The following is a 20,941-nucleotide window of genomic DNA, read 5'->3' on the forward strand; positions in this document are numbered from 1 at the left end:
GTCAGGCGCCCGCCACCTTCATGCGGTTGACCAGGATCGACCCCGTGGTTTTTGCGCCGAAAGTGTAAGCATCTGCGCCAATCGCTTCAATTCCCATCAACATCTGACGCAAATTGCCGGCAATTGTGATTTCCTGCACTGGATAGGCGATGCGGCCGTTTTCCACCCAGAAACCGCTGGCGCCGCGCGAATAGTCGCCCGTCACGTAGTTGACGCCCTGCCCCATCAGCTCGATCACGAACAGGCCGGTGCCGAGCTTGGCGAGCATGGCGTCGAGGTCGTCGCCGTGCTTCGTGAGGCGCGAGCTCAGCGTCAGGTTGTGCGAGCCGCCGGCGTTGCCGGTGGTCTTCATGCCCAGCTTGCGCGCCGAGTACGTCGACAGAAAGTAGCCTTCGAGGCGGCCGGCATCGACCACCTTGCGGGCGCGGGTGATCACGCCTTCGTCGTCGAAGGGCGAGCTGCCCTTGCCGCGCAGCACGTGCGGGTCTTCGGCCACGTCGACGTGCTTGGGCAGCACCGGCTTGCCCAGCGAGTCGAGCAGGAAGGTGCTCTTGCGGTACAGCGCCCCGCCGCTCACGGCCTGCACCAGCCCGCCCAGCAGGCCCACGGCCAGCGGCGACTCGAACAGCACCGGGCATTCGGTGGTCTTGATCTTGCGCGACTTCAGGCGGCTGAGCGCGCGTTCGGCGGCGTAGCGGCCCACGGCCTGCGGGCTGGCCAGTTCGTCGGCCGAGCGCATCGAGCTGTACCAGGCGTCGCGCTGCATGTCGTCGCCCTTGCCGGCGATGGGGGCCACCGAAATCGAGTGCCGCGAGCTGGCGTAGCCGCCGCGAAAACCGTGCGTGTGGGCGCTGAAGAAGTGGCTCTGCTGCGCCGAGACGCCCGCGCCTTCGCTGTTGGTGATGCGCTTGTCGGTCGACAGCGCCGCCGCCTCGCATTCGAGGGCCAGCTTGGCGGCCTGCTCGCTCGTCACGTCCCAGGGGTGGAACAGGTCGAGCTCGGGCTGCACCTTGGCGATGTCTTCCTCGTCGGGCAGGCCGCTCACCGGGTCTTCGGCCGTGAAGCGGGCGATGTCGTAGGCCGCCTGCACCGTGCGGGCGATGGCCGCCTCGGAAAAGTCGGAGGTGCTGGCGTTGCCGCGGCGGTGGCCCACGTAGACCGTGATGCCCAGCGACTTGTCGCGGTTGCGCTCGACGTTCTCGAGCTCGCCCTTGCGCACCGAGACGCTCAGGCCGCAGCCCTCGGAGGCCTCGGCGCCGGCGTCGGTGGCTCCGAGCTTTTTGGCATGGGCCAGGGCCGAATCGACCAGGTTTTCGAAGAAGGAGCGGCTGTAGGCGAAGCCGGAATCGGCGCGCGAGGAGGATGTCGTCATGTGGTGGCTATGATACTTGCGCCCCCTGTTTCACGTTTTCCCTTCCGCGCCCCCTGTGCGCGTTGCAGCGCCGCACGGCGCGGCCCAGAATCCACCCCATGTCCCGCAAACCCAAAAAAGGCTATTTCGTCCGTGGCCACTTCGTTGCCGAAGGCAGCGAACTCGACCTGGAGCTCAAGCGCGAGCTCAAGGGCGGCACCGACGAAGCCAGCCGCACCGAACTCAAGCGCGAGAGCGCCGAACTGCAGAAACTGGGCGAAGAATTGCTCACCCTGCGTGCCGGCCTGTTCGACGCCCTTCCGCTGAGCGAGAAACTGGTCGACGCCATCGCCGAGGCGAAACGCATCACCAATTTCGAGGGCAAGCGCCGCCAGATGCAGTTCATCGGCAAGCTCATGCGCGCCCTCGACCCCGAGGTGCTCGAGGCCGTGAAGCAGGCGCTGACCGAGCAGAACACCGTGCCGGCCGCCGAAGCCGCCGCGCTGCACGAGGCCGAACGCTGGCGCGAACGCCTGATTGCCGACGACGACGCCCTCGGCGGCTGGATCGAAACCCACCCCGCCACCGACTCCCAGCAGCTGCGCGCCCTCGTGCGCCAGGCCCGCAAGGACCTGAAGTCCGGCCCCGCCGGCGAAGCACCGCGCCAGGGCAAGGCCTACCGCGAGATCTTCCAGCTCGTGCGCGCGCAACTCGCGGTGCATGGCGGCGACGATCACGCCGAAGCGGCTGCGGCGCAAGACCGGGAAGAAGACGCATGAGCGACGGCGGCTTCGACGCGGTGCGCATCGGCATCGTCTCCATCAGCGACCGCGCCTCCAGTGGCACCTACGAAGACAAGGGCCTGCCCGCGCTCAAGGACTGGCTGGGCCGCGCGCTGAAGAACCCCCTCGCGTTCGAAGCCCGCCTGATCCCCGACGAGACCGCGCGCATCAGCGCCACGCTCGTCGAGCTGGTCGATGCCGGCTGCTCGCTCGTGCTCACCACCGGCGGCACCGGCCCCGCGCTGCGCGACGTGACGCCCGAGGCCACGCTGGCCGTGGCCCACAAGGAAATGCCCGGCTTCGGCGAACAGATGCGCCAGATCAGCCTGCGCTTCGTGCCGACCGCCATCCTCTCGCGGCAGGTGGCCGTCATCCGCGACCAGAGCCTCATCATCAACCTGCCGGGCCAGCCCAAGTCGATCGCCGAGACGCTCGAAGGGCTGAAGGACGCCGACGGCACGCAGCTCGTGCCCGGCATCTTCGCCGCCGTGCCCTACTGCATCGACCTGATCGGCGGGCCGTACCTCGAGACCGACGACACGGTCTGCAAGGCCTTCCGGCCCAAGTCGGCGATCCGCGCCGCGCGCTGAGCCCCTTCCGCCGCCGGTTCTCGCGCGGCGGCATTCACCACCGAAGACCTTCTGCTTCGCCAATGCGCGAGGGGCGCGCTCGCGCGCCCCGGCTTTTATCGGACCCGTCCGATGGTTCCGCTCCCCTGTTCTTCCTAGAGTTCCTGACGCCCGGGCCGCCGGATCGAACAGCGTGAATTCGCTGCCCGATCCGATCTTTCTTTCCCTTTTCAGAGCATAGGAACTGCATGGCATCCAAAAAGGCAAACGTCTTCGTCGACAACAGCCCGAGCATCGATCAGACAGCACGCGCACAGGTCTTCGCACCACAGCCGCCCACCATGGACAGCGTCATCGACGACGCAGGCGACATCATGGGCACCCTCGTCTCCGGCGGCGTCACGGATGATCGCCAACCCGACTTCCATGGCCAGGGCACGCCGGGCGACACCATCCTCATCAGGAACCACGGCGTCGAGATCGGCCAGACCGTCGTGGACGAAGACGGCCAATGGGCCTTCACGCCGTCGACCGACATGAATGAAGGCCACCACGTCATCACCATCGTGGCGCGCGACCCCGCCGGCAACGAGAGCGAACCTTCGGGCCCGTTCAATTTCGAGATCGACGTCACGCCACCCAACGCGAGCAAGCTGTCCATCACCGGCGTCCTCGATACCGTGGGCGGCATCACCGGCAACGTGGCCGCCGGCAAGACCACCGACGACACGCGCCCGCTGCTCACCGGCACGAGCACCGGCCAGCCCGGCCACACCGTCACGGTGATGGTCAGGGACAGCACCGGCACCCATGCGCTGGGCGACGCCGTCATCGGCGACAACGGCCAGTGGTCGCTGCAGGTCATATCGCCACTGGCCGCGGGCCTGAACACCTTCACGCTCGTGGAGAAAGACGCAGCGGGCAACGAGACCGCGCCGACGGGGCGCTACCAGGTGACCATCGACACCAGCAAACCGACGCCCCCGGTGATCGAGCACGTCTACGACGACGTGGGCGTGCCCCACAGGCTGGCCCCCGGTGAGGTCACCAACGACGCCCGCCCGACCCTGCACGGCACGGCCCAGCCCGGCCATACCGTGACGTTCCACGACGGCACCACCTTCCTGGGCAGCACCCAGACCGGCGCCGACGGCACCTGGGCGTTCACGCCCAAGGACAACCTGAGCGAGGGTGCGCACCACATCACCGCCACGGCCACCGGCCCGGTGGGCCAGACCGGCGACGCGAGCAGCGCCTGGCACTTCGAGGTCGACACCCTGGCGCCCACGCAGACCCCCACGGTCTCGGGCATCGGCAAGGACAGCGGCATGAACGCCGACGACCACGCCACCAACGACGGCAGCGCGGGGCGCCTGATGACGGGCCGCCTGAGCGCATCGCTCGCGGCCGGCGAGACCCTGCAGGTGTCCACCGACGGCGGCCAGACCTGGAAGACCGCCTTCGTGAATGGCACGCAATGGAGCGCCCAGGACGACCACAGCCATGCGGGCGATTGGACGGTGCAGACGCGCGTGGTGGACCTGGCCGGCAACGTGGGACCGGTGAACTCGCAGACGGTGACCCTGGACACCGCCACGCCCCACGCGCCGACGGCGGTCGTGCTGGGCAATTCGCAAGTCACCGTGAGCTTCGACAAGGCCGCGGTGTCGCCGGGTGACCGGATCCACCTGCTCAATGGCAACCAGAACGTGGACCACCTGTTGACGGCGGCAGACATTGCGGCAGGCCAGACCACCATTGCAGTGACCGACGTCTCGCTGAACCTGGCCGCGTCGGTGGTCAGCGCAACGGGAGTTCATTCACCCTACATGGTGATCCGATCGAACACCGACCGGGAAAACTTCGATGCCGGTGAAACCGTCGAACTTGCGCCAGGGCAAACAGCCGATGCCGGCATGCTGCTCCTGACAAGACAAGACGCGGCGGCCGACGCTTCGTCGAACAACGGCATCTTCGACAGCGCCTCTCCCGACCACGGGCAGGCATGGCACATCAGCGGCACGACCAACGCATCACTGAAGGGCAACACCTACAACGCCATCGAGTTCGACTGGCGGCATTCCCAGACCACGCAGTCGGTCACCTTCTACGACGCATCGGGCAAGGTCATCTTCGAAGGCACCTTCGGACAAGACCACAGCCTTCCGGCCGATGGACACGCCAAATTCATCATGCCCGACGGGCTTTCCTTTGCCTCCTTCGACATCCGCACCGGGCTCGTCGATGGCATCGAAACCGACTGGATCGAGGTCGACAACCTGTCCCTCGCCGTGCTGTACCCGCACCCTGAACTGGTGGACATCCCCACCCTGCAGGAAATCCAGGCGGGCTCGGACGTCCACTACGGCGGAGCGGGAGACGACGTGTTCCTGGTCCCCGACGTGTCGTACTTCGAGGGCAGCCATGCGAAGGTCATCGGCAACGAGGGCCTGGACACCCTCACCCTGACCGGCGCCGACCAGACACTCGACCTGACCACGGTCACGGGCAAGCTCAGCGGCGTCGAAGTCGTCGACCTCACCGGCACGGGCGACAACACCTTGAAGCTGTCGCTGGCCGACGTGTTGGAGAACGGCGCGGTCGATCAGTTCGTTGCCAACGGCCGCGTGCAGATGCTGGTCAAGGGCGACGCCGGCGACGCGGTGACGCTGTCGGACGCGCTGCCCAACGGCACCGACCCCGGCGACTGGGTGAAGGGCGCCCACGTGACCATCGACGGCGTGGTCTACGAGGAGTACGCACACTCGGGCTTCGACGCCGCACTGCTGGTGCAGCAGGGCGTGACGGTCAACCTGCAAAACACCTCCGGCATGTTCAGCGATGCCGGACCCGGGGCAACACCCACGCTCACCGAGAGCGACGAAACACACATCGCCCGGTTCGGTTATGCAGATCGGTTGGAAGACGGCGCGGGTGACGACATCACCCGCCTCCATGGCGACGGCGACTTCGAGCGCGTCCCTGGCGGCCTGGGCGTCGACACCCTCGTGATGGACGGCAAGGCCATGCTCATCGACCTGTCGGCCCTCGACCTGAAGACGGCGCAGGGCGCGCAGAACCCGGTGTCCCCCGACGGCACGGTGCAGATGCAGCCCACCGGTACCCACGGCGAGGTCGACCTGCCCGGCGACGGCGGCGGGGTCCAGGGCAGCGACGCCGCGGTGAGCGGCACCGCCGACCACGTCTACTCCAACCTCGCTGGCGCCGCGCTGCTGGTCGAGGACAAGGTCCACGTGACCATCCTGTAGCCCACGCCACCGGCGCAACCCGCGCCGGATGCGAGAACCCCCACGCGACAGCCGCCCCGTGCGACTGTCGCGTTTTTTATTTCTGCCCGGCGACACATCGTCTTGTGCCGTCCTGCACGACTTTGTGCGCGCTTTCGGGACCGGCTTATTCCTTTGCACTCGGCTTTCAGATTCGTCCGATGGCCTTGCACGGGGCTTCTTTCTAGAGTGCTCTACCCCACGAGACCTGAAGCTCGCGCTGCGTTCGTTCGCGCGCCGATGCGGTCTTGTTTCTTCATGTCAGAGCACAGGAATTCCATGGCACTCGAGCAGACGAACAGCGTCGCCTTTTCCCAGAACATCGACCTCGCATCGACCTTCGCGTCCCCGCCGCCTTCCGTGGGCAGCGCCGGCGACGACGCCGGCGACATCCTGGGCAGCATCGCCCCCGGCGGTGTCACCGACGACCGCCAACCCACCTTCCAAGGCCAGGGCACACCGGGCGACACCATCGTCATCCGCGACAACGGCAACGAGATCGGCACCACCGAAGTGGACGAGAACGGCACCTGGACCTTCACGCCCTCGACCGACCTGCTCGAAGGCCAGCACGCCATCACCGTCGTTGCCCGCGACAGCAGCGGCAATGAGAGCGCGCCCTCGCCCGCCTTCAACTTCGAGATCGACGTCACCCCACCCGATGCCAGCCGGCTGAACGTCAGCGGCTTCACGGACAACGTGGGCGGGGTCACCGGCAACGTGATCTCGGGCGGCATCACCGATGAAACGCGCCCGCTGCTCAGCGGCATCAGCACCGGCGTGCCCGGCCACACCGTCACCGTGATGGTGAAAGACGCCGCCGGCACCCATGAGCTGGGCCCGGCCATCATCGGCGAGAACGGCCAGTGGACCTTCCAGGTGGACACCCCGTTGAACGCAGGCCTGAACACCTTCATGCTCATGGAGCGCGACGCCGCCGGCAACGAGACCATGCCGACCGGGCGCTACAAGGTCACCGTCAGCACCGACAAGCCCAACGCGCCCGTGATCGACAGCGTGTTCGATGACGTGGGCGAGCCGCACATGCTGCGACCAGGTGAGGCCACCAACGACGCGCGGCCGACGCTGGCGGGCACGGCACCGGCCAACCACACGGTCAAGTTCTACGACGGCTCGACCTACCTGGGCAAGGCCGTGGCCGACGAGAGCGGTCATTGGCGCTTCACGCCCCAGATCGATCTGCCCGATGGCGCATACAACATCACGGCCACCGCCACCAGCGCGCTGGGCCAGACCAGCGATGCCAGCAGCGCCTGGAACTTCGTGGTCGACACCACGCCCCCGACGCAGATCGGCACCGTCACCGACATCGGCAAAGACAGCGGCTTCGACGCCGACGACTACCTGACCAACGACGGCAGCGCCGGGCGACTGCTGCAGGGCAAGCTGTCGGCCACTCTGGGCGCGGGCGAGACGCTGCAGGTGTCGACCGATGGCGGCATCACCTGGACGACCGCCTTCGTGGCTGGCGACCAATGGAGCGCACAGGACGGCAACAGCCATACGGGCGACTGGACCGTGCAGACGCGCGTGGTGGATGCTGCAGGCAACCTGGGCCCGGTGGAATCGCAGGCCATGGCGATGGACACCACCGCGCCCGCCGTGCCAACCAAGGTCGTGGCGACCGACAGTGGCATCGAAGTCCAATTCAATCCGGCGGGTGTGGCGGTGGGCCACAAGCTCAGCCTGATCCTGCGTGGAGACCATTTCGACTACGCGCTGACGGCCGCCGATATTGCTGCCGGCAAGGTGCTGGTTCCCGGATTCAAGTCTTCGGATGCAGCCGGCCTTTCCGTTGCGATCTCGGACGCCGCGGGCAATGTGTCGCCCTACATCTCGCCGCCTTTCCAGGGGAAGGAAACGCTCGACAACCTCCCGAAGATCAGTGTGGGGGAGTCGCACACGACCAGCACAGGAGTCGGCATCGAAATGGTCGCCGGCTACGTAGAGCCCTTTGATGCGACCCACCTGTATCTCTCAGCCCAGGGCATCGTCAGCCTCAAGGTCCCGCACCCAGCCAAGTTCGTCGAGATCGAATATGGCAATACGCACGCAGCCCCTTACGGCAAGGTCGAGTTCTACTCGGAAGCAGGCGTCTTGCTCGGCACAAGGAACATGCTCTCCAGCCCGAGCTCGCCCAACCCCATGCTGAAAGTCGGACTCTCTTCGGAAGTCCCGATTGCCTACATCAAGGTGTACTGCCTGGACGCCGGCACCGCCCCCGGTGTGAACGATGCCATCCTTCTCGGCGATTTGATGTGGACGGGAGGCGGGCAGTCGTCGAACTCCGCTCAACACCAAACCCTGACCGATGCATCCGCGGGCACTTTGCACGGTGGCTCGGACAACAACGTGTTCACCGTGACCGACGTCAGGCACCTGGCCGACTCGGCCATCTCCGGCAACGGTGGCCTCGACACGCTCAAGCTGACCGGCGCCAACCAGGTGCTGGACCTCACCGCGCTCGGCCACAAGGTCAGCTCGGTCGAGGTCATCGACATCACCGGTGCGGGCAACAACAAGCTCAGCCTGTCGCTGGCCGACGTGATGGAAAACGGCACCAAGGATCTGTTCCTGGCCAATGGCCGTGTGCAAATGATGGTCAAGGGCAACGCGGGCGATGCTGTGTGGCTGAGCGACCTGCTGCCTAACGGCACCGACCCGGGTGACTGGACCCAGGGCGCCAACGTGACGATCGATGGCGTGGTCTACGAGGTGTACCAGCACTCGGGCTTCAAGGCCGACCTGCTGGTGCAGCAAGGCGTGACGGTGGGGCTGCGGATTTCCATCGACCGTGTGATGGATGACGCGGGCCCGACCACCGGCGAAATCGACAAGGGCGGCCTCACTGATGACGCGACCCCAACCTTGTACGGCAAGGCATCCGCCAACGGCATCGTGAAGATCTACGACGGCAGCACCCTGCTGGGCCAGACCGTGGCCGACGCCAAGGGCAACTGGAGCTACACGCCGGACACGCCGCTGAGCGAAGGACCACACAGCCTGAGCGCCACCGTGACCACTGCAGGCAATGCAGAAAGCGCCAAGACAGCGGTTTTCGAGCTGACCGTGGACACCTTCACACCGACGCAGACCGCAACGGTCACCGAGATCGGCAAAGACAGCGGCCTGAGCGCCACCGACTTCCTGACCAACGACGGCAGCGCGGGGCGCCTGATGCAGGGCACCTTGTCGGCTGCGCTGGCCAGTGGCGAGACCCTGCAGGTATCGACCGACGGCGGCAAGACCTGGAAGGCGGCCTTCGTGGAAGGCAACAAGTGGAGCGCGCAAGACGACAACAGCCATTCGAGCGACTGGACCGTGCAGACGCGTGTGGTGAATGAAGCCGGAAGCATCGGCACGGTGCAGTCACAGGCGGTCGTGCTGGATACGGTGGCTCCCAAGGCACCGCTTTCCTTCAAGGCAGTCGGTACGAACGTCGAGGTTTCCTTCGACAAGTCCGACGTCGTGGCCGGGGACCGCATCCTTGTGAGCCAGGCAGGCAAGAGCTTCAGCTATGCATTGACAGCGGCTGACGTTGCGGCAGGCAAGGCCACTTTTGCTCCGGGCTTCACTGCTGGATCTTCCGCATCGATCGGGCTGATCGATGCTGCCGGCAATGCCAGCCTCTCTTTGAGAAACACCAGCGGAAACAAGATTGAATTTTCGTCCCCTACAGGCTCGCATGCTTCTTGGGACGGGAAAGACATCGGCCCTATTTCTGTTCTCTTCGACATGCCAGGCTATTCCTCTTGGTACCCAAGTTATGAAGGACGGGACTTTCTCTACGTGTACAGCTCGAGGGTCATAAAACTTGGAATGCCCTCTGGAACGAGTGATTTCTCCATCACCCTTAAGTACAGCGATGGCGGGTGGTATACGGGGCAGTACATCACTGCGCACTCTGCGAATGGCGCTGTTCTTGGAAAACTTCCTTTGCCGGCAAAAAACACGACTGAATGGATGACATTTGACTTCTCCACCTTCGGTGGAGAAGAAATTGCCTACATCGAGCTGTACACCGGATGGGGCGGCGACAGCGGCTTCTATCTTGACAAATTGAGCTGGAATCAATCCCCCAACGCTGCGCCGTCGGAAAACCAGACCCTTGCCAACGGGGAAGCAAAGCACATGATTGGAGGAAGCGGCGACACCACTTTCAACATTCAAAACGCAAGCGACCTGGACAAGTCCACGGTGTCAGGCAACGAAGGGCTCGACACCCTGAAGCTGACCGGCGCCAACCAGACGCTGGACCTGACCGCGCTCGCGGGCAAGGTCAGCTCGGTCGAAATCATCGACCTCACCGGCACTGGCAACAACACGCTCAAGCTGTCGCTGGCCGACGTGATGAACAACGGCGCCAAGGACCAGTTCGTGGCCGACGGCCGCGTGCAGATGATGGTCAAGGGCAATGCCGGCGACAAGGTGATGCTGTCCGACGCGCTGCCCAACGGCACCGACACCGGTGACTGGGTCAAGAAGGCCAATGTCACGGTGGGTGGTGTGGTCTACGAGGTGTACCAGCACTCCGGCTTCGACGCGGAACTGCTGGTGCAGCAGGGCGTGACCGTCACGCTGCAGAACGCAGGCGCCGGCACGTTCCACATCGAACCGGAACTCGAGGCCTATGTACTCGACCACGCAACGATGACCTGGACCGACAGCGACGACACGCTCATCGCCAGGCTCGGCTTCGCCGACCGCCTCGAAGGCGGCGCGGGCAACGACACCTTCACGAAGGTCGGCACGGGCGACACGGTGCACGGTGGCGCGGGCGACGACACGATCCGCATCAACAGTGGCGACTTCGCGCGCCTCGACGGTGGCCTGGGCATCGACACCCTGGTCATGGACGGCACCGCCATGCACATCGACCTCTCGGCCCTCGGGGCCAAGGTGCAGGGCTTCGAGAAGTTCGACCTGGGCGCTGGCGGCAACACGCTGGCCCTGCACGCCAGCGACGTGCTCGCCGGTGGCATGCGCGACATGGTGACGGCCGACGGCAAGGTGCAGATGCTGGTCAACGGCGCCAACGGTGATGTGAACCTGCTCGGCGGCGACGACAGCTGGACCCTCGGCAATGCAGCCACCGTCGGCGGCGTGACCTACAGCGTCTACACCAACCTGGCCGGCACCGCCGAGCTGCTGGTCGAAGACAAGGTCCACGTGACCATCCTCTAAGCCTGCAGACAGGCCACGCGGCGCCCCATCGGCGCCGCCCCCAACGCGACAGTTGCCCCGTGCGACTGTCGCGTTTTTTTGTCGTGCCCTGGCCTCGCGTCAGCCCGCCGTCACCGCAGGCCCGAACCCATGGCTTTCCCCCGCCTGCTCGCAAGGCACCCGCTCCACCTGCACGGTCGAGTGGTGGATGTCGAATTTCTCGGCCAGCAGGCCGCGCAACTGCAGCATCAACGGCGCCAGGTCGACCACGTCGGGCGTGCACACCACGTGCACGCTCAGGCTCACCTTGCCGCTGGACAGTGCCCACACATGCAGGTCGTGCAGGCCGGCCACGCCCGGCTGCGCCTGCAGCGCGCGCTCGACCTCGGGCAGGTCGATCTCGTCGGGCACGCCTTCGAGCAGCACGTTGAGGCTCTCGCGCAAGAGGCGCCAGGTGCGCGGCAGCACCCACAGGCCGATGGCGACGGCGATCACCGAGTCGACCCAGGCCCAGCCGGTGAAACGGATGACGAGCGCACCCGCGATCACGCCGACGGAGCCCAGCATGTCGGCCCACACTTCCAGGTAGGCGCCCTTCACGTTGAGGCTCTCGTCCTTGCCGCTGGCCAGCAGGCGCATGCCGATGAGGTTGACCACCAGGCCGCCGATGGCCACGAGCAGCATCATGGTCGACTGGATCTCGGCCGGCTGCGAGATGCGCCGGTACGCCTCGTAGAGCACGTAGATCGCCACGAAGAACAGCAGCACGGCATTGACCACGGCCGCCAGGATCTCGAAGCGGTAGTAGCCGAAGGTGCGGCGCTTGTCCGCCGGCCGCTTGCCCAGCCAGATGGCGGCCAGCGAGATGGCCAGCGCCACGGTGTCGGTGGCCATGTGGGCCGCGTCGGACAGCAGCGCCAGGCTGCCCGACACCAGCCCGCCGATCACCTCGGCGACGAGGTAGGTCGAGGTCAGCGCCAGCGCCCAGCGCAGCGCCTTCTCGTTGCCACCAGCAACGGCTGTGGCGTGTGAATGCTCATGGGCCATGGGAACCTTGCAGTGCGGGATCGAGGGGTGCGCCGTGTTGCTTCTCTGCGTTGGCTTCCTGCACCTCGTCTTCATCGCGCCGGTGCGCGATGCGGTACAGCAGCGGCAACACCAGCAGCGTCAGCGCGGTCGACGACAGGATACCGCCGATGACCACGGTGGCCAGCGGGCGCTGCACTTCGGCGCCGGTGCCGGTGGCGATGGCCATGGGCACGAAGCCCAGCGACGCGACCAGCGCGGTCATGAGCACGGGGCGCAGCCGCGTGAGCGCGCCTTCGCGGATGGCCGCGTCCAGCGGCAGGCCGCCCTCGCGCAGGTTGCGGATGAACGAGATCATCACCAGCCCGTTGAGCACGGCCACGCCCGACAGCGCAATGAAGCCCACGGCCGCCGAGATCGACAGCGGAATGCCGCGCAGCCACAGCGCGACGATGCCGCCCGTGAGAGCGAACGGAATGCCGGTGAACACCAGCAGCCCGTCCTTGAGGTTGCCGAACATCGCGAACAGCAGCGTGAACACCAGCAGCAGCGACACGGGCACCACCACCTGCAGGCGCTGCGTGGCCGAGGCCAGGTTCTCGTACTGGCCGCCCCACACGGTCCAATAGCCCGGCGGAATGCGCACGGCGCGCATGGCCTCCTCGGCCTCGGCCACGAAGGAGCCGAGGTCGCGCCCGCGCACGTTGGCGCTCACCACGATGCGGCGCTTGCCGTCTTCGCGGCTGACCTGGTTGGGGCCGGGCGCGAGGTCGAGCGTGGCCACCTCGCCCAGCGGGATGAAGCTGGTGCGCAGGCCTTCGCCGCCCGCACCCTTGGGCAGCGCGATCGGCAGCCGGCGGATGGCGTCCAGGTCGGTGCGCAGGGTCTCGGGCAGGCGCACGAGGATGTCGAAGCGGCGGTCGCCGTCGAACAGCGTGCCGGCCTCGCGACCGCCCACGGCGGTGGAGATGGCGTCTTGCACATCGCCCACGTTGAGGCCGTAGCGCGCGGTCTTCTGGCGGTCGATGTTCACGGTGAGCATGGGCAGGCCGGTGGTCTGCTCCACCTTCACCTCGGCGGCGCCGGGCACCTTGCCCAGCGCGTTCGACACCTGCGCGGCGGTCTGGTTGAGCACGTCCATGTCGTCGCCGAAGATCTTCACGGCCACGTCGCTGCGCACGCCCGAGATCAGCTCGTTGAAGCGCAGCTGGATCGGTTGTGAGAACTCGTAGTTGTTGCCCGGCAGCTTCTCGACCTCTTCCTGCACGGCGGCCAGCAACTCGGGCCGCGTGCGCCTGGGCTTGGGCCATTCGCTCTCGGGCTTGAGCATGATGTAGCCGTCGGAGATGTTCGGCGGCATCGGGTCGGACGCGATCTCGGCCGTGCCGGTGCGCGCGAACACGCGCTCGATCTCGGGGAACTTGTCTTTCAGCGTGCGCTCGAGCTGCTTTTGCATCTCGACCGACTGCGTGAGGCTGGTGCCCGGAATGCGCAGCGCCTGGATGGCGAAGTCGCCCTCGCTCAGGCTGGGCACGAACTCGGTGCCCAGGCGCGTGGCCAGCAGGCCCGACAGCACCACCGCCACCACGGCCGTGGTGATGACCAGCGGCTTGGCGTTCATCGCGCGCGACAGCAGCGGCGCGTAGCCGCGCTTGGCCCACAGCATGAGGCGGTTTTCCTTCTCGGCGACCTTGTTGCCGATGAACAGCGCCACGGCGGCCGGGATGAAAGTGATCGACAAGATCATTGCGCCCAGCAGCGCGATCACCACGGTGAACGCCATCGGGTGGAACAGCTTGCCCTCGACGCCGGTGAGCGCAAAGATCGGCAGGTACACGATCATGATGATCAGCTGGCCGAACAGCAGCGGCCGGCGCGCCTCCTGCGAGGCCGCGAACACTTCATGGAAACGCTCGCTGCGCGTGAGCGCCCTGCCGTGTTTCTCCTGCGCATGCGCCAGGCGCCGCACGCAGTTCTCCACGATCACCACCGCGCCGTCGATGATGATGCCGAAGTCGAGCGCGCCCAGGCTCATGAGGTTGGCGCTGACCTTCTGGTTCACCATGCCGGTGAAGGTGAAGAGCATCGACAGCGGGATCACCGTCGCGGTGATGATGGCCGCGCGGATGTTGCCCAGAAACAGGAACAGGATCGCCACCACCAGCACCGCGCCCTCGAAGAGGTTCTTCTTCACGGTGGCAATGGCCTTGTCGACCAGCACCGTGCGGTCGTACACCGTCACGGCCTTCACGCCCGCGGGCAGCGTGCGGTTGATCTCCTGCATCTTCTTGTCGACCGCCTGCGAGACGGTGCGGCTGTTCTCGCCGATGAGCATGAACACGGTGCCCAGCACCACCTCGCGGCCGTTGTCGGTGGCGGCGCCGGTGCGCAGCTCCTGGCCGATGCCGACCTCGGCCACGTCGGACACGCGCAGCGGAATGCCGCCGGCGTTGCCCAGGATCACGTTGCCGATGTCTTCCACCGACTTCACCTGCCCCGGCGCGCGAATGAGGTACTGCTCGCCGCGCTTCTCGATGTAGCCCGCACCCACGTTGGCGTTGTTGCGCTCCAGCGCGGTGACCAGGTCGGTCATCGTGAGGCCGTGCGCCAAGAGCTTCGCGGGGTCGGGTGCGATCTGGAACTCCTTGGCGTAGCCGCCGATGGAGTTGATCTCGGTCACGCCCGGCACGTTGCGCAATTGCGGCTTGATGATCCAGTCTTGAATCTCTCGCAGGTCGGTCGGCGTGTAGGGCTTGCCGTCGGCCTTCTTCGCCCCCTCTTCGGTCTCGACGGTCCACAGGTAGATCTCGCCCAGGCCAGTCGAGATGGGCCCGATCACCGGCGACACGCCGGGCGGCATGCTCTCGCGCGCCGACTGGATGCGCTCGTTGACGAGCTGGCGCGCAAAGTAGATGTCGGTGCCGTCCTTGAAGATCACCGTGACCTGCGACAGGCCGTAGCGCGACAGCGAGCGCGTCTGCTGCAGGCCCGGCAGGCCGGCCATGACGGTCTCGATGGGGTAGGTCACGCGCTGCTCGGCTTCGAGCGGCGAGTAGCCGGGCGCAGAGGTGTTGATCTGCACCTGCACGTTGGTGATGTCGGGCACGGCGTCGATGGGCAGCTTCTGGTAGCTGAAGACGCCGAGCGCCGCCATGCCGAGCACGGCCAGCAGGATCAGCCAGCGCTGCTCGATGGAGAAGCGGATGATGCGTTCGAACATGCGGTCGTCCTCAGTGGGTGTGCGTGGCCGAGCTCTTGCCCTGCTGCGACTTCACGACGAAGCTGCCGCTGGCCGCATAGGCCGCGCCGGGCTTCAGGCCGCCCACGATCTCGATGCGCTGGCCGTCGCTGCGGCCGGTCTTCACGTGCTGTGGCACAAAGCCGCCGGGCACGCGCAGGAACACGGTGGGCTGGTCGTCCACGGTCTGCACGGCTTCGGCCGACACGGTGACGGGTGCATCGGCCTGCGACGCCACCAGCTCCACGTTCACGAACAGGCCCGGGCGCCAGGTGCGCTGCGGGTTGGTGAGCGTGACGCGCGCGGTGGCGGTGCGCGTCTGCGCGCCGATGAGCGAGCCCACGTACGACACGGTGCCGCGCGCGGCCTGGTCGAAGGCGCCGGCGCGGATGGTCACGGCCTCGCCGATGCGCACCAGGTTCAGGTTGCTGGCGGGCACGCTGATCTCGGCCCACACGGTCGACAGGTCGGAAATGGTGAACACGTTGACCGCCTCGCCCACCGATTCGCCCAGCGAGATGTGCTTTTCGACGACCATGCCGTCGAAGGGCGCGCGCAGCTCGTAGCGGCCCAGCGCCGACGAGCCGGGCGTGGCGCCCAGCGCCAGCAGCTTCTGGTTGGCGTTGGCCACCGCGATCTGCGCCTCCTGCATGGCCTGCTCGGCCTGCAGGAAGTCTTGCTGCGGGGAGATCTTTTCTTCCCACAGTTTCTTCTCGCGGTCGTGCGTGGTGCGTGCCAGCGCCAGCCGGCGCTGCGCGGTCTGCAGCTCGCTGCGCTGCTCCGAGAGCGCGGGGCTGGAGATCACAGCCAGCACCTGGCCGCGCTTGACTTCCTGGCCGAGGTTGGCCGACACGCTGTCGACCACGCCCGCCACGCGCGGCACCACGTGGGCCGTGCGGTCTTCGTTGAACTTGATCTCGCCGGGCAGCTGCAGCGACGTCTTGATGCGCGCCGGGCCGACGCTGTCGATCGCGATGCCGGCGGCCTTGACCTGCTCGTCGGTGAAGGGGATCTTTTCCTCGTCTTCCTTGTGGGCGTTGGCGGCGGCCTTCTGGGGTTCTGCCGATGTGGGCGTTTCCTTGCCCGCCTCTTTGCCGGCATCCTTGCCTTCTTCCGCGTGATGTTCCTTGTCGCCATGGCCTTCGTCATGCGAATGGCCGTGGTCGTCTTCCTTGCCCTTGGCGTGGCGCTTGTCTTCCTCGTGGTGCTCGCCGTCGGCATGGCCGGCGGACTCCGAGTGCCCGCCCGCCTCGGGCTTGGACGGCGCGGTGCGCAGGATGAGCGCGCCGGCGACGAGGCCGGCGAGCAGGACGGCGGCAATGGCGATCCACTGCTTGCGGCCGGCGGACGATGTGCGGTTGTGTGGTGTGGTCATGGTCGGAATCGGTTCGGTGTTCTTCTTCAGCGCACGTTCGGCGTCGCGCTCGGCGTCGCGTTCGAGGCGATGTCGTCGCCCCCGGTGCCCAGCAGGCGGTCGAGCTCGCCGGCCGCGCGGTGCGCCTCGGCCAGCGCGACGAGGTACTGGTTGCGCACCTGGAACAGCGTGCGCTGCGCGTCGAGCGCTTCGAGAAAGCTGAACTTGCCCAGCTCGAAGCCCTTGGTGGCGGCGCGGTAGGCGGTCTCGGCGCCGGGCAGTGCGTCGCGCTGCAGCGTCTCGGCGGTGGCGCGCGCGGAGCGCAGGCGCTCGCTGGCCTGGGCCACGTCGGCGCCCAGTTGCAGCTCGGCGGCGGCGAGTTCGTCGCGTGCCTTGTCTTCGCGGCTCAGCGCTTCGGCGATGTTGCCGCGGTTGGTGTCGAAGATCGGCAGCGGCACCGACAGGCCCACCACCACCTGGTTGCGCCGGCTGCTGCTCACGGCCTCGCCGCCCTCGCCTTCCGATGCCGGCACACGCTTGACGCCGAGCGACACGGTCACGTCGGGAATGCGCTTGGCCTGCTCCAGGTCGCTGAGCGCGCGGCGGCGCTCGACCTCGAGCCGGGCCTGGCGCAGCACCGGCGCATCGGGCAGGCGGCGCGCCACCTCGGGCGCGGCGGCCTGGGCCGGCAGCTGGTCGACAGCGCCGTCCACCTGCGTGAAGCGCGGCGCCGGGTTGCCCCACAGCGCGGCCAGCAGCTGGCGCGACGCGCGCAGCGTGCCTTCGGCCTGCAGCAGTTCGACGCGGATGCCGGCCTCGGCCACGCGCGCCTTGGTTTCTTCGAGCGGCGACACCTTGCCGGCCGCCACGCGGTTGGCCGCGGCGCGGGTGGCGATCTGCGCGAGCCCCACCGAGTCTTGCGCCAGGCGCAGGCGCTCCTGCGCGGTCAGCACGTCGAAGAAGGCGGTGACGGCCGCGGCGCGCAGTTCGGCGCGCCGCGCCGACAGCGCCGACGCCGCCTGGTCGCGCGCACGCTCGGCCGCCGTGACGCGCGCGGCGCGCTTGCCGCCCAGCTCGAGGGGCTGGCTCAGCTGCAGCGTGGTCGTGCGGTTGTTGCGGCGCAGGTCTTCCAGCTGCGTGTCCAGCGTGGGGTTGGGCCAGGCGCCGGCCTGCACCACGGCGCCGTCGGCGGCAGCCTGCTCATGGCGCGCGGCCGACAGGCCCGGGTTGGCCTGCAGCGCCAGCGCCACGGCGGCGCGCAGGGTCAGCGGGCCTTCGGGCTCCAGCGTGCGGGCGGTTGCCGACAGGGACGACGAGGGACCGGCCGCCTGCGGGGTCTGCTGTGAAAAGGCCGGGGGTACCGCCAAGGCCAACACGGCCAGCGGCACGAAAAGCGTGCGCATCGAATTCTCCTGGGTTGCGAAACAACGGACGGACGAATTCGGCGAGGAGCGCTCAGCTGATGAGTGAGATCAGAAAGAAGAAAAGGGGCTGTGCTCTCGCCGAATCAGGCGGAGAGCAACCAGTCGGGGCGCACCGGCACTTCGGCGATGTGCGAGGCGAAGCGTTCGGTGGAAGCGGCGCGCAGCGGCTGCGAAGCCACGGGCGCCTGGGCCGGCAGCGCGGCGGCGGTGTCCGCATGCTGGGCCTGCCCGAAGTGGGCAACGATGCAATGGCCGACCGCCGCGTTGGGCTGGCGGGTGCTGTCTTTCTTGGCGCCGTCGCCCGCGTGGGTGCGGTCGGTGCCGCGCGGCTCGTCCTCGTGGTGGCCCCAGTGGCCGCTGCCCTTGTCGCCTTCGTGCAGGCAATAGGCTGCCGACACCGCCCAGCTGTACTGGAAAGGCAAGAGAAACAGCAGGAAAATCAGGAGCCAGCGGCGCATTGTTGACAAAAGTATATCGACGGGGCGTGGCGCGCCGACCAAGAAAAGCCCTGCGAACCGAGGGCCCGGCCCACTGTACGACAGCGTGTCGGCGCTTTGTCCTTCAATAGGATTACTAAATCGTAACCAGCGTCTCGAAAGGCCTTGGGTACGATCCGTACCATGCGAATTCTTGTCATCGAAGACGAACCCAAACTGGGCGATTACCTGAAAAAGGGGCTGGAAGAGAACGGCTACGTGGTCGACATCGCCCGCGATGGCATCGAAGGCCGCTACCTCGCCACCGAGGGCGACTACGCGCTCGTGCTGCTGGACGTGATGCTGCCCGGCATCGACGGCTTTGCCGTGCTGCAGGCCATTCGCCGCACGAAGAACGTGCCGGTGCTGGTGCTCACCGCACGCGACAAGGTCGAAGACCGCGTGCAGGGCCTGCAGCAAGGCGCCGACGACTACCTGGTGAAGCCCTTCTCCTTCTCGGAGCTGCTGGCGCGCGTGCAGGCGCTGCTGCGGCGCGGCAAGACACAGGAGCCCACGGTGCTGCGCCTGGCCGACCTGGAGCTGGACCTGGTGAGCCGCAAGTGCATGCGCAACCGCACGCGGCTGGACCTCACGGCCAAGGAGTTCACGCTGCTGGTGGTGCTGCTGCGCCGGCGCGGGCAGATTTTGTCGCGCTCCACGCTCGCCGAGCAGGTGTGGGACATGAACTTCGACAGCGACACCAACGTGGTCGAGGTGGCGATCCGCCGCCTGCGCAGCAAGATCGACGACCCCTTCGACGTGAAGCTGCTGCACACCGTTCGCGGCATGGGCTACGTACTCGAAGACCGTTCCTGGGTATGAGTACACCCCCAGGCTTGCCCACTTCGTGTGGCCGCCAACCCCCTTGCAGGGGGCCATACCAGCGGCCCGGCAAAGCCGGTTCCGCGGTATGTCGCGAATGAAGACAAGACCACATTCAATACAGAGCCGGCTCTCGTTCTGGTTCGCCGCGCAGACGCTGTCCGGCCTGAGCATCATCTGCCTGGCCATCTACCTCGTGACGGCCTGGAGCTTCGGCGCCAAGCAGCGCGACGCGCTCGACCAGAAGACGGTGCTCGTCGAGCACCTGCTCAAGGAGGCCGAGAAAGGCGGCGACCTCGTCTTTCTGCGGCACAAGCTCGACGACTTCTTCTCGATGCAGGACGACGTGACCCTGTCGATCGCCAACGCCGGCAAGCCGCTGTTCCAGTCCACGCCGCCGCCGCAGGGCCGCTGGCTGCGGCGCGCCATCGTCGTGCCCTGGCAGAACGGCGACTTCCACACCGACCTGTCGGTGCAGGTCGGCGTGAACATCGCGCAGGACTCCCGGCTGCTCGAACGCCTGGCCTGGACGCTGCTGGGCGCGGTGGTGCTGGGCACAGCGCTGGTGTCGCTCACCGGCATGTGGCTGGTGCGGCGCGGGCTGCGGCCGCTGAAGGCGCTGGCCGAGCGCACCGCGGCCATCACGCCCGACCACGTCCACCAGTCGATCGACCCCGGCGCCTTCGCGCAGGAGCTGCGGCCCTGGATCACGCAGTTCAACGCGCTGCTGGCGCGGGTGCAGCGCGCCTACGTGCAGCTGGAGTCGTTCAACGCCGACGTGGCGCACGAGCTGCGCACGCCGCTGGCCAACCTGCTGGGCTCGACCGAGGTGGCGCTCACGCGCCCGCGCAGCAACGAGGAGCTGCAGGCCGTGCTGGCCTCCAACCTCGAGGAGATGGGGCGGCTGTCGGGCATCGTGACCGACATGCTGTTTCTTTCGAAGGCCGACCGCGGCACCTCGGCGCGCTCGATGGCCCCGGTGAGCCTGGCGGAGCAGGCGCGCGACGTGATCGACTTCTACGACGCCATGCTCGACGAGGCCGGCCTGCGTGCCGAGGTGCACGGCGAGGCCGTGGCCGAGGTGGACGCGGGGCTGATCCGGCGCGCCCTCTTCAACCTGTTGGGCAACGCGATCCGCTTTGCCGAACCGGCCTCGACGCTGCGCATCGAGATCGCTGCCGCCCCTGGCGGAGAACACGACACCATCGCCGTGATCAACCGCGGCGCCCCCATCGACCCCGAGGCGCTGCCGCGCCTGTTCGAGCGCTTCTACCGCGCGGCCCAGGCGCGCGACGGCTCCACGCGCCACCACGGGCTGGGGCTGTCGATCGTCGAGGCGATCGCGCGCATGCACGGCGGGCAGGTGTTCGCGTCGAGCCAGGGCGGCGAGACGCGCATCGGGTTCAGCGTGCGCCGCAGCAGCTGAAG

At 67.2% G+C, this 20,941-nt stretch carries 12 protein-coding genes; 6 read left to right on the forward strand and 6 right to left on the reverse strand.

Going from position 1 to position 20,941, the window contains the following annotated elements; translation table 11 throughout:
* Position 1 precedes the first annotated feature (1 nt).
* Positions 2-1,372, reverse strand: coding sequence for a metalloprotease PmbA (pmbA, locus tag FFI97_RS02465; protein WP_062476484.1), 1,371 nt, complete (start codon positions 1,370-1,372; stop codon positions 2-4).
* A gap of 98 nt (positions 1,373-1,470) precedes the next feature.
* Between pmbA and yjgA the strand changes: the two genes are divergently transcribed.
* The 4 genes from yjgA (at position 1,471) to FFI97_RS02485 (ending at position 11,194) form a co-directional block, all read left to right on the forward strand.
* Positions 1,471-2,130 (forward strand): ribosome biogenesis factor YjgA, encoded by a 660-nt coding sequence (yjgA, locus tag FFI97_RS02470; RefSeq protein ID WP_062476481.1) that lies wholly within the window; start codon positions 1,471-1,473, stop codon positions 2,128-2,130.
* Complete coding sequence (gene mog, locus FFI97_RS02475; RefSeq protein WP_139702840.1) at positions 2,127-2,723, forward strand: molybdopterin adenylyltransferase; 597 nt, start codon at positions 2,127-2,129, stop codon at positions 2,721-2,723. The genes yjgA and mog overlap by 4 nt, the downstream gene beginning before the upstream one ends.
* 227 nt (positions 2,724-2,950) lie before the next feature.
* On the forward strand, positions 2,951-5,971 hold the full coding sequence (locus FFI97_RS02480) for an Ig-like domain-containing protein (RefSeq protein ID WP_139702841.1): 3,021 nt from the start codon (positions 2,951-2,953) through the stop codon (positions 5,969-5,971).
* 153 nt (positions 5,972-6,124) lie between these two features.
* Entirely contained in the window at positions 6,125-11,194 is a 5,070-nt protein-coding gene (locus tag FFI97_RS02485) for an Ig-like domain-containing protein (protein WP_139702842.1), read from the forward strand.
* A gap of 99 nt (positions 11,195-11,293) precedes the next feature.
* Here the strand turns inward: FFI97_RS02485 and FFI97_RS02490 are convergent, their stop codons facing one another.
* From FFI97_RS02490 to FFI97_RS02510, 5 genes are all read right to left on the reverse strand, one after another.
* Positions 11,294-12,220 (reverse strand): cation diffusion facilitator family transporter, encoded by a 927-nt coding sequence (locus tag FFI97_RS02490; RefSeq protein ID WP_139702843.1) that lies wholly within the window; start codon positions 12,218-12,220, stop codon positions 11,294-11,296.
* Complete coding sequence (locus tag FFI97_RS02495; protein WP_139702844.1) at positions 12,210-15,419, reverse strand: CusA/CzcA family heavy metal efflux RND transporter; 3,210 nt, start codon at positions 15,417-15,419, stop codon at positions 12,210-12,212. Before FFI97_RS02495 ends, FFI97_RS02490 begins: the two co-directional genes overlap by 11 nt.
* Positions 15,420-15,429: 10 nt before the next feature.
* Positions 15,430-16,812 carry an efflux RND transporter periplasmic adaptor subunit gene (locus FFI97_RS02500; protein ID WP_139702845.1) on the reverse strand — a complete coding sequence of 461 codons (1,383 nt, stop codon included), beginning with the start codon at positions 16,810-16,812 and terminating at the stop codon, positions 15,430-15,432.
* Between the two features lie 26 nt (positions 16,813-16,838).
* Positions 16,839-18,194 (reverse strand): TolC family protein, encoded by a 1,356-nt coding sequence (locus FFI97_RS02505; protein ID WP_139702846.1) that lies wholly within the window; start codon positions 18,192-18,194, stop codon positions 16,839-16,841.
* Between the two features lie 104 nt (positions 18,195-18,298).
* Positions 18,299-18,673 (reverse strand): hypothetical protein, encoded by a 375-nt coding sequence (locus tag FFI97_RS02510; protein ID WP_062481260.1) that lies wholly within the window; start codon positions 18,671-18,673, stop codon positions 18,299-18,301.
* Positions 18,674-18,835: 162 nt separating this feature from the next.
* Between FFI97_RS02510 and FFI97_RS02515 the strand changes: the two genes are divergently transcribed.
* Together FFI97_RS02515 and FFI97_RS02520 are read left to right on the forward strand one after the other, a co-directional pair.
* Positions 18,836-19,513 carry a heavy metal response regulator transcription factor gene (locus FFI97_RS02515; protein WP_095746105.1) on the forward strand — a complete coding sequence of 226 codons (678 nt, stop codon included), beginning with the start codon at positions 18,836-18,838 and terminating at the stop codon, positions 19,511-19,513.
* Positions 19,514-19,610: 97 nt separating this feature from the next.
* On the forward strand, positions 19,611-20,939 hold the full coding sequence (locus FFI97_RS02520; RefSeq protein WP_144004351.1) for a heavy metal sensor histidine kinase: 1,329 nt from the start codon (positions 19,611-19,613) through the stop codon (positions 20,937-20,939).
* The last annotated feature ends 2 nt before the right edge of the window (positions 20,940-20,941 follow it).

The sequence above is a fragment of the Variovorax sp. KBS0712 genome (assembly GCF_006323185.2).
Classification (GTDB): Bacteria; Pseudomonadota; Gammaproteobacteria; order Burkholderiales; family Burkholderiaceae_C; genus Variovorax; species Variovorax boronicumulans.

Excerpts from the sequence above, each read along its gene's own strand:
- pmbA (WP_062476484.1), bottom strand. The coding sequence starts at position 1,372 with ATGACGACATCCTCCTCGCGCGCCGATTCCGGCTTCGCCTACAGCCGC.
- yjgA (WP_062476481.1), top strand. The coding sequence starts at position 1,471 with ATGTCCCGCAAACCCAAAAAAGGCTATTTCGTCCGTGGCCACTTCGTT.
- mog (WP_139702840.1), top strand. The coding sequence starts at position 2,127 with ATGAGCGACGGCGGCTTCGACGCGGTGCGCATCGGCATCGTCTCCATC.
- FFI97_RS02480 (WP_139702841.1), top strand. The coding sequence starts at position 2,951 with ATGGCATCCAAAAAGGCAAACGTCTTCGTCGACAACAGCCCGAGCATC.
- FFI97_RS02490 (WP_139702843.1), bottom strand. The coding sequence starts at position 12,220 with ATGGCCCATGAGCATTCACACGCCACAGCCGTTGCTGGTGGCAACGAG.
- FFI97_RS02495 (WP_139702844.1), bottom strand. The coding sequence starts at position 15,419 with ATGTTCGAACGCATCATCCGCTTCTCCATCGAGCAGCGCTGGCTGATC.
- FFI97_RS02500 (WP_139702845.1), bottom strand. The coding sequence starts at position 16,812 with ATGACCACACCACACAACCGCACATCGTCCGCCGGCCGCAAGCAGTGG.
- FFI97_RS02505 (WP_139702846.1), bottom strand. The coding sequence starts at position 18,194 with ATGCGCACGCTTTTCGTGCCGCTGGCCGTGTTGGCCTTGGCGGTACCC.
- FFI97_RS02510 (WP_062481260.1), bottom strand. The coding sequence starts at position 18,673 with ATGCGCCGCTGGCTCCTGATTTTCCTGCTGTTTCTCTTGCCTTTCCAG.
- FFI97_RS02515 (WP_095746105.1), top strand. The coding sequence starts at position 18,836 with ATGCGAATTCTTGTCATCGAAGACGAACCCAAACTGGGCGATTACCTG.
- FFI97_RS02520 (WP_144004351.1), top strand. The coding sequence starts at position 19,611 with ATGAAGACAAGACCACATTCAATACAGAGCCGGCTCTCGTTCTGGTTC.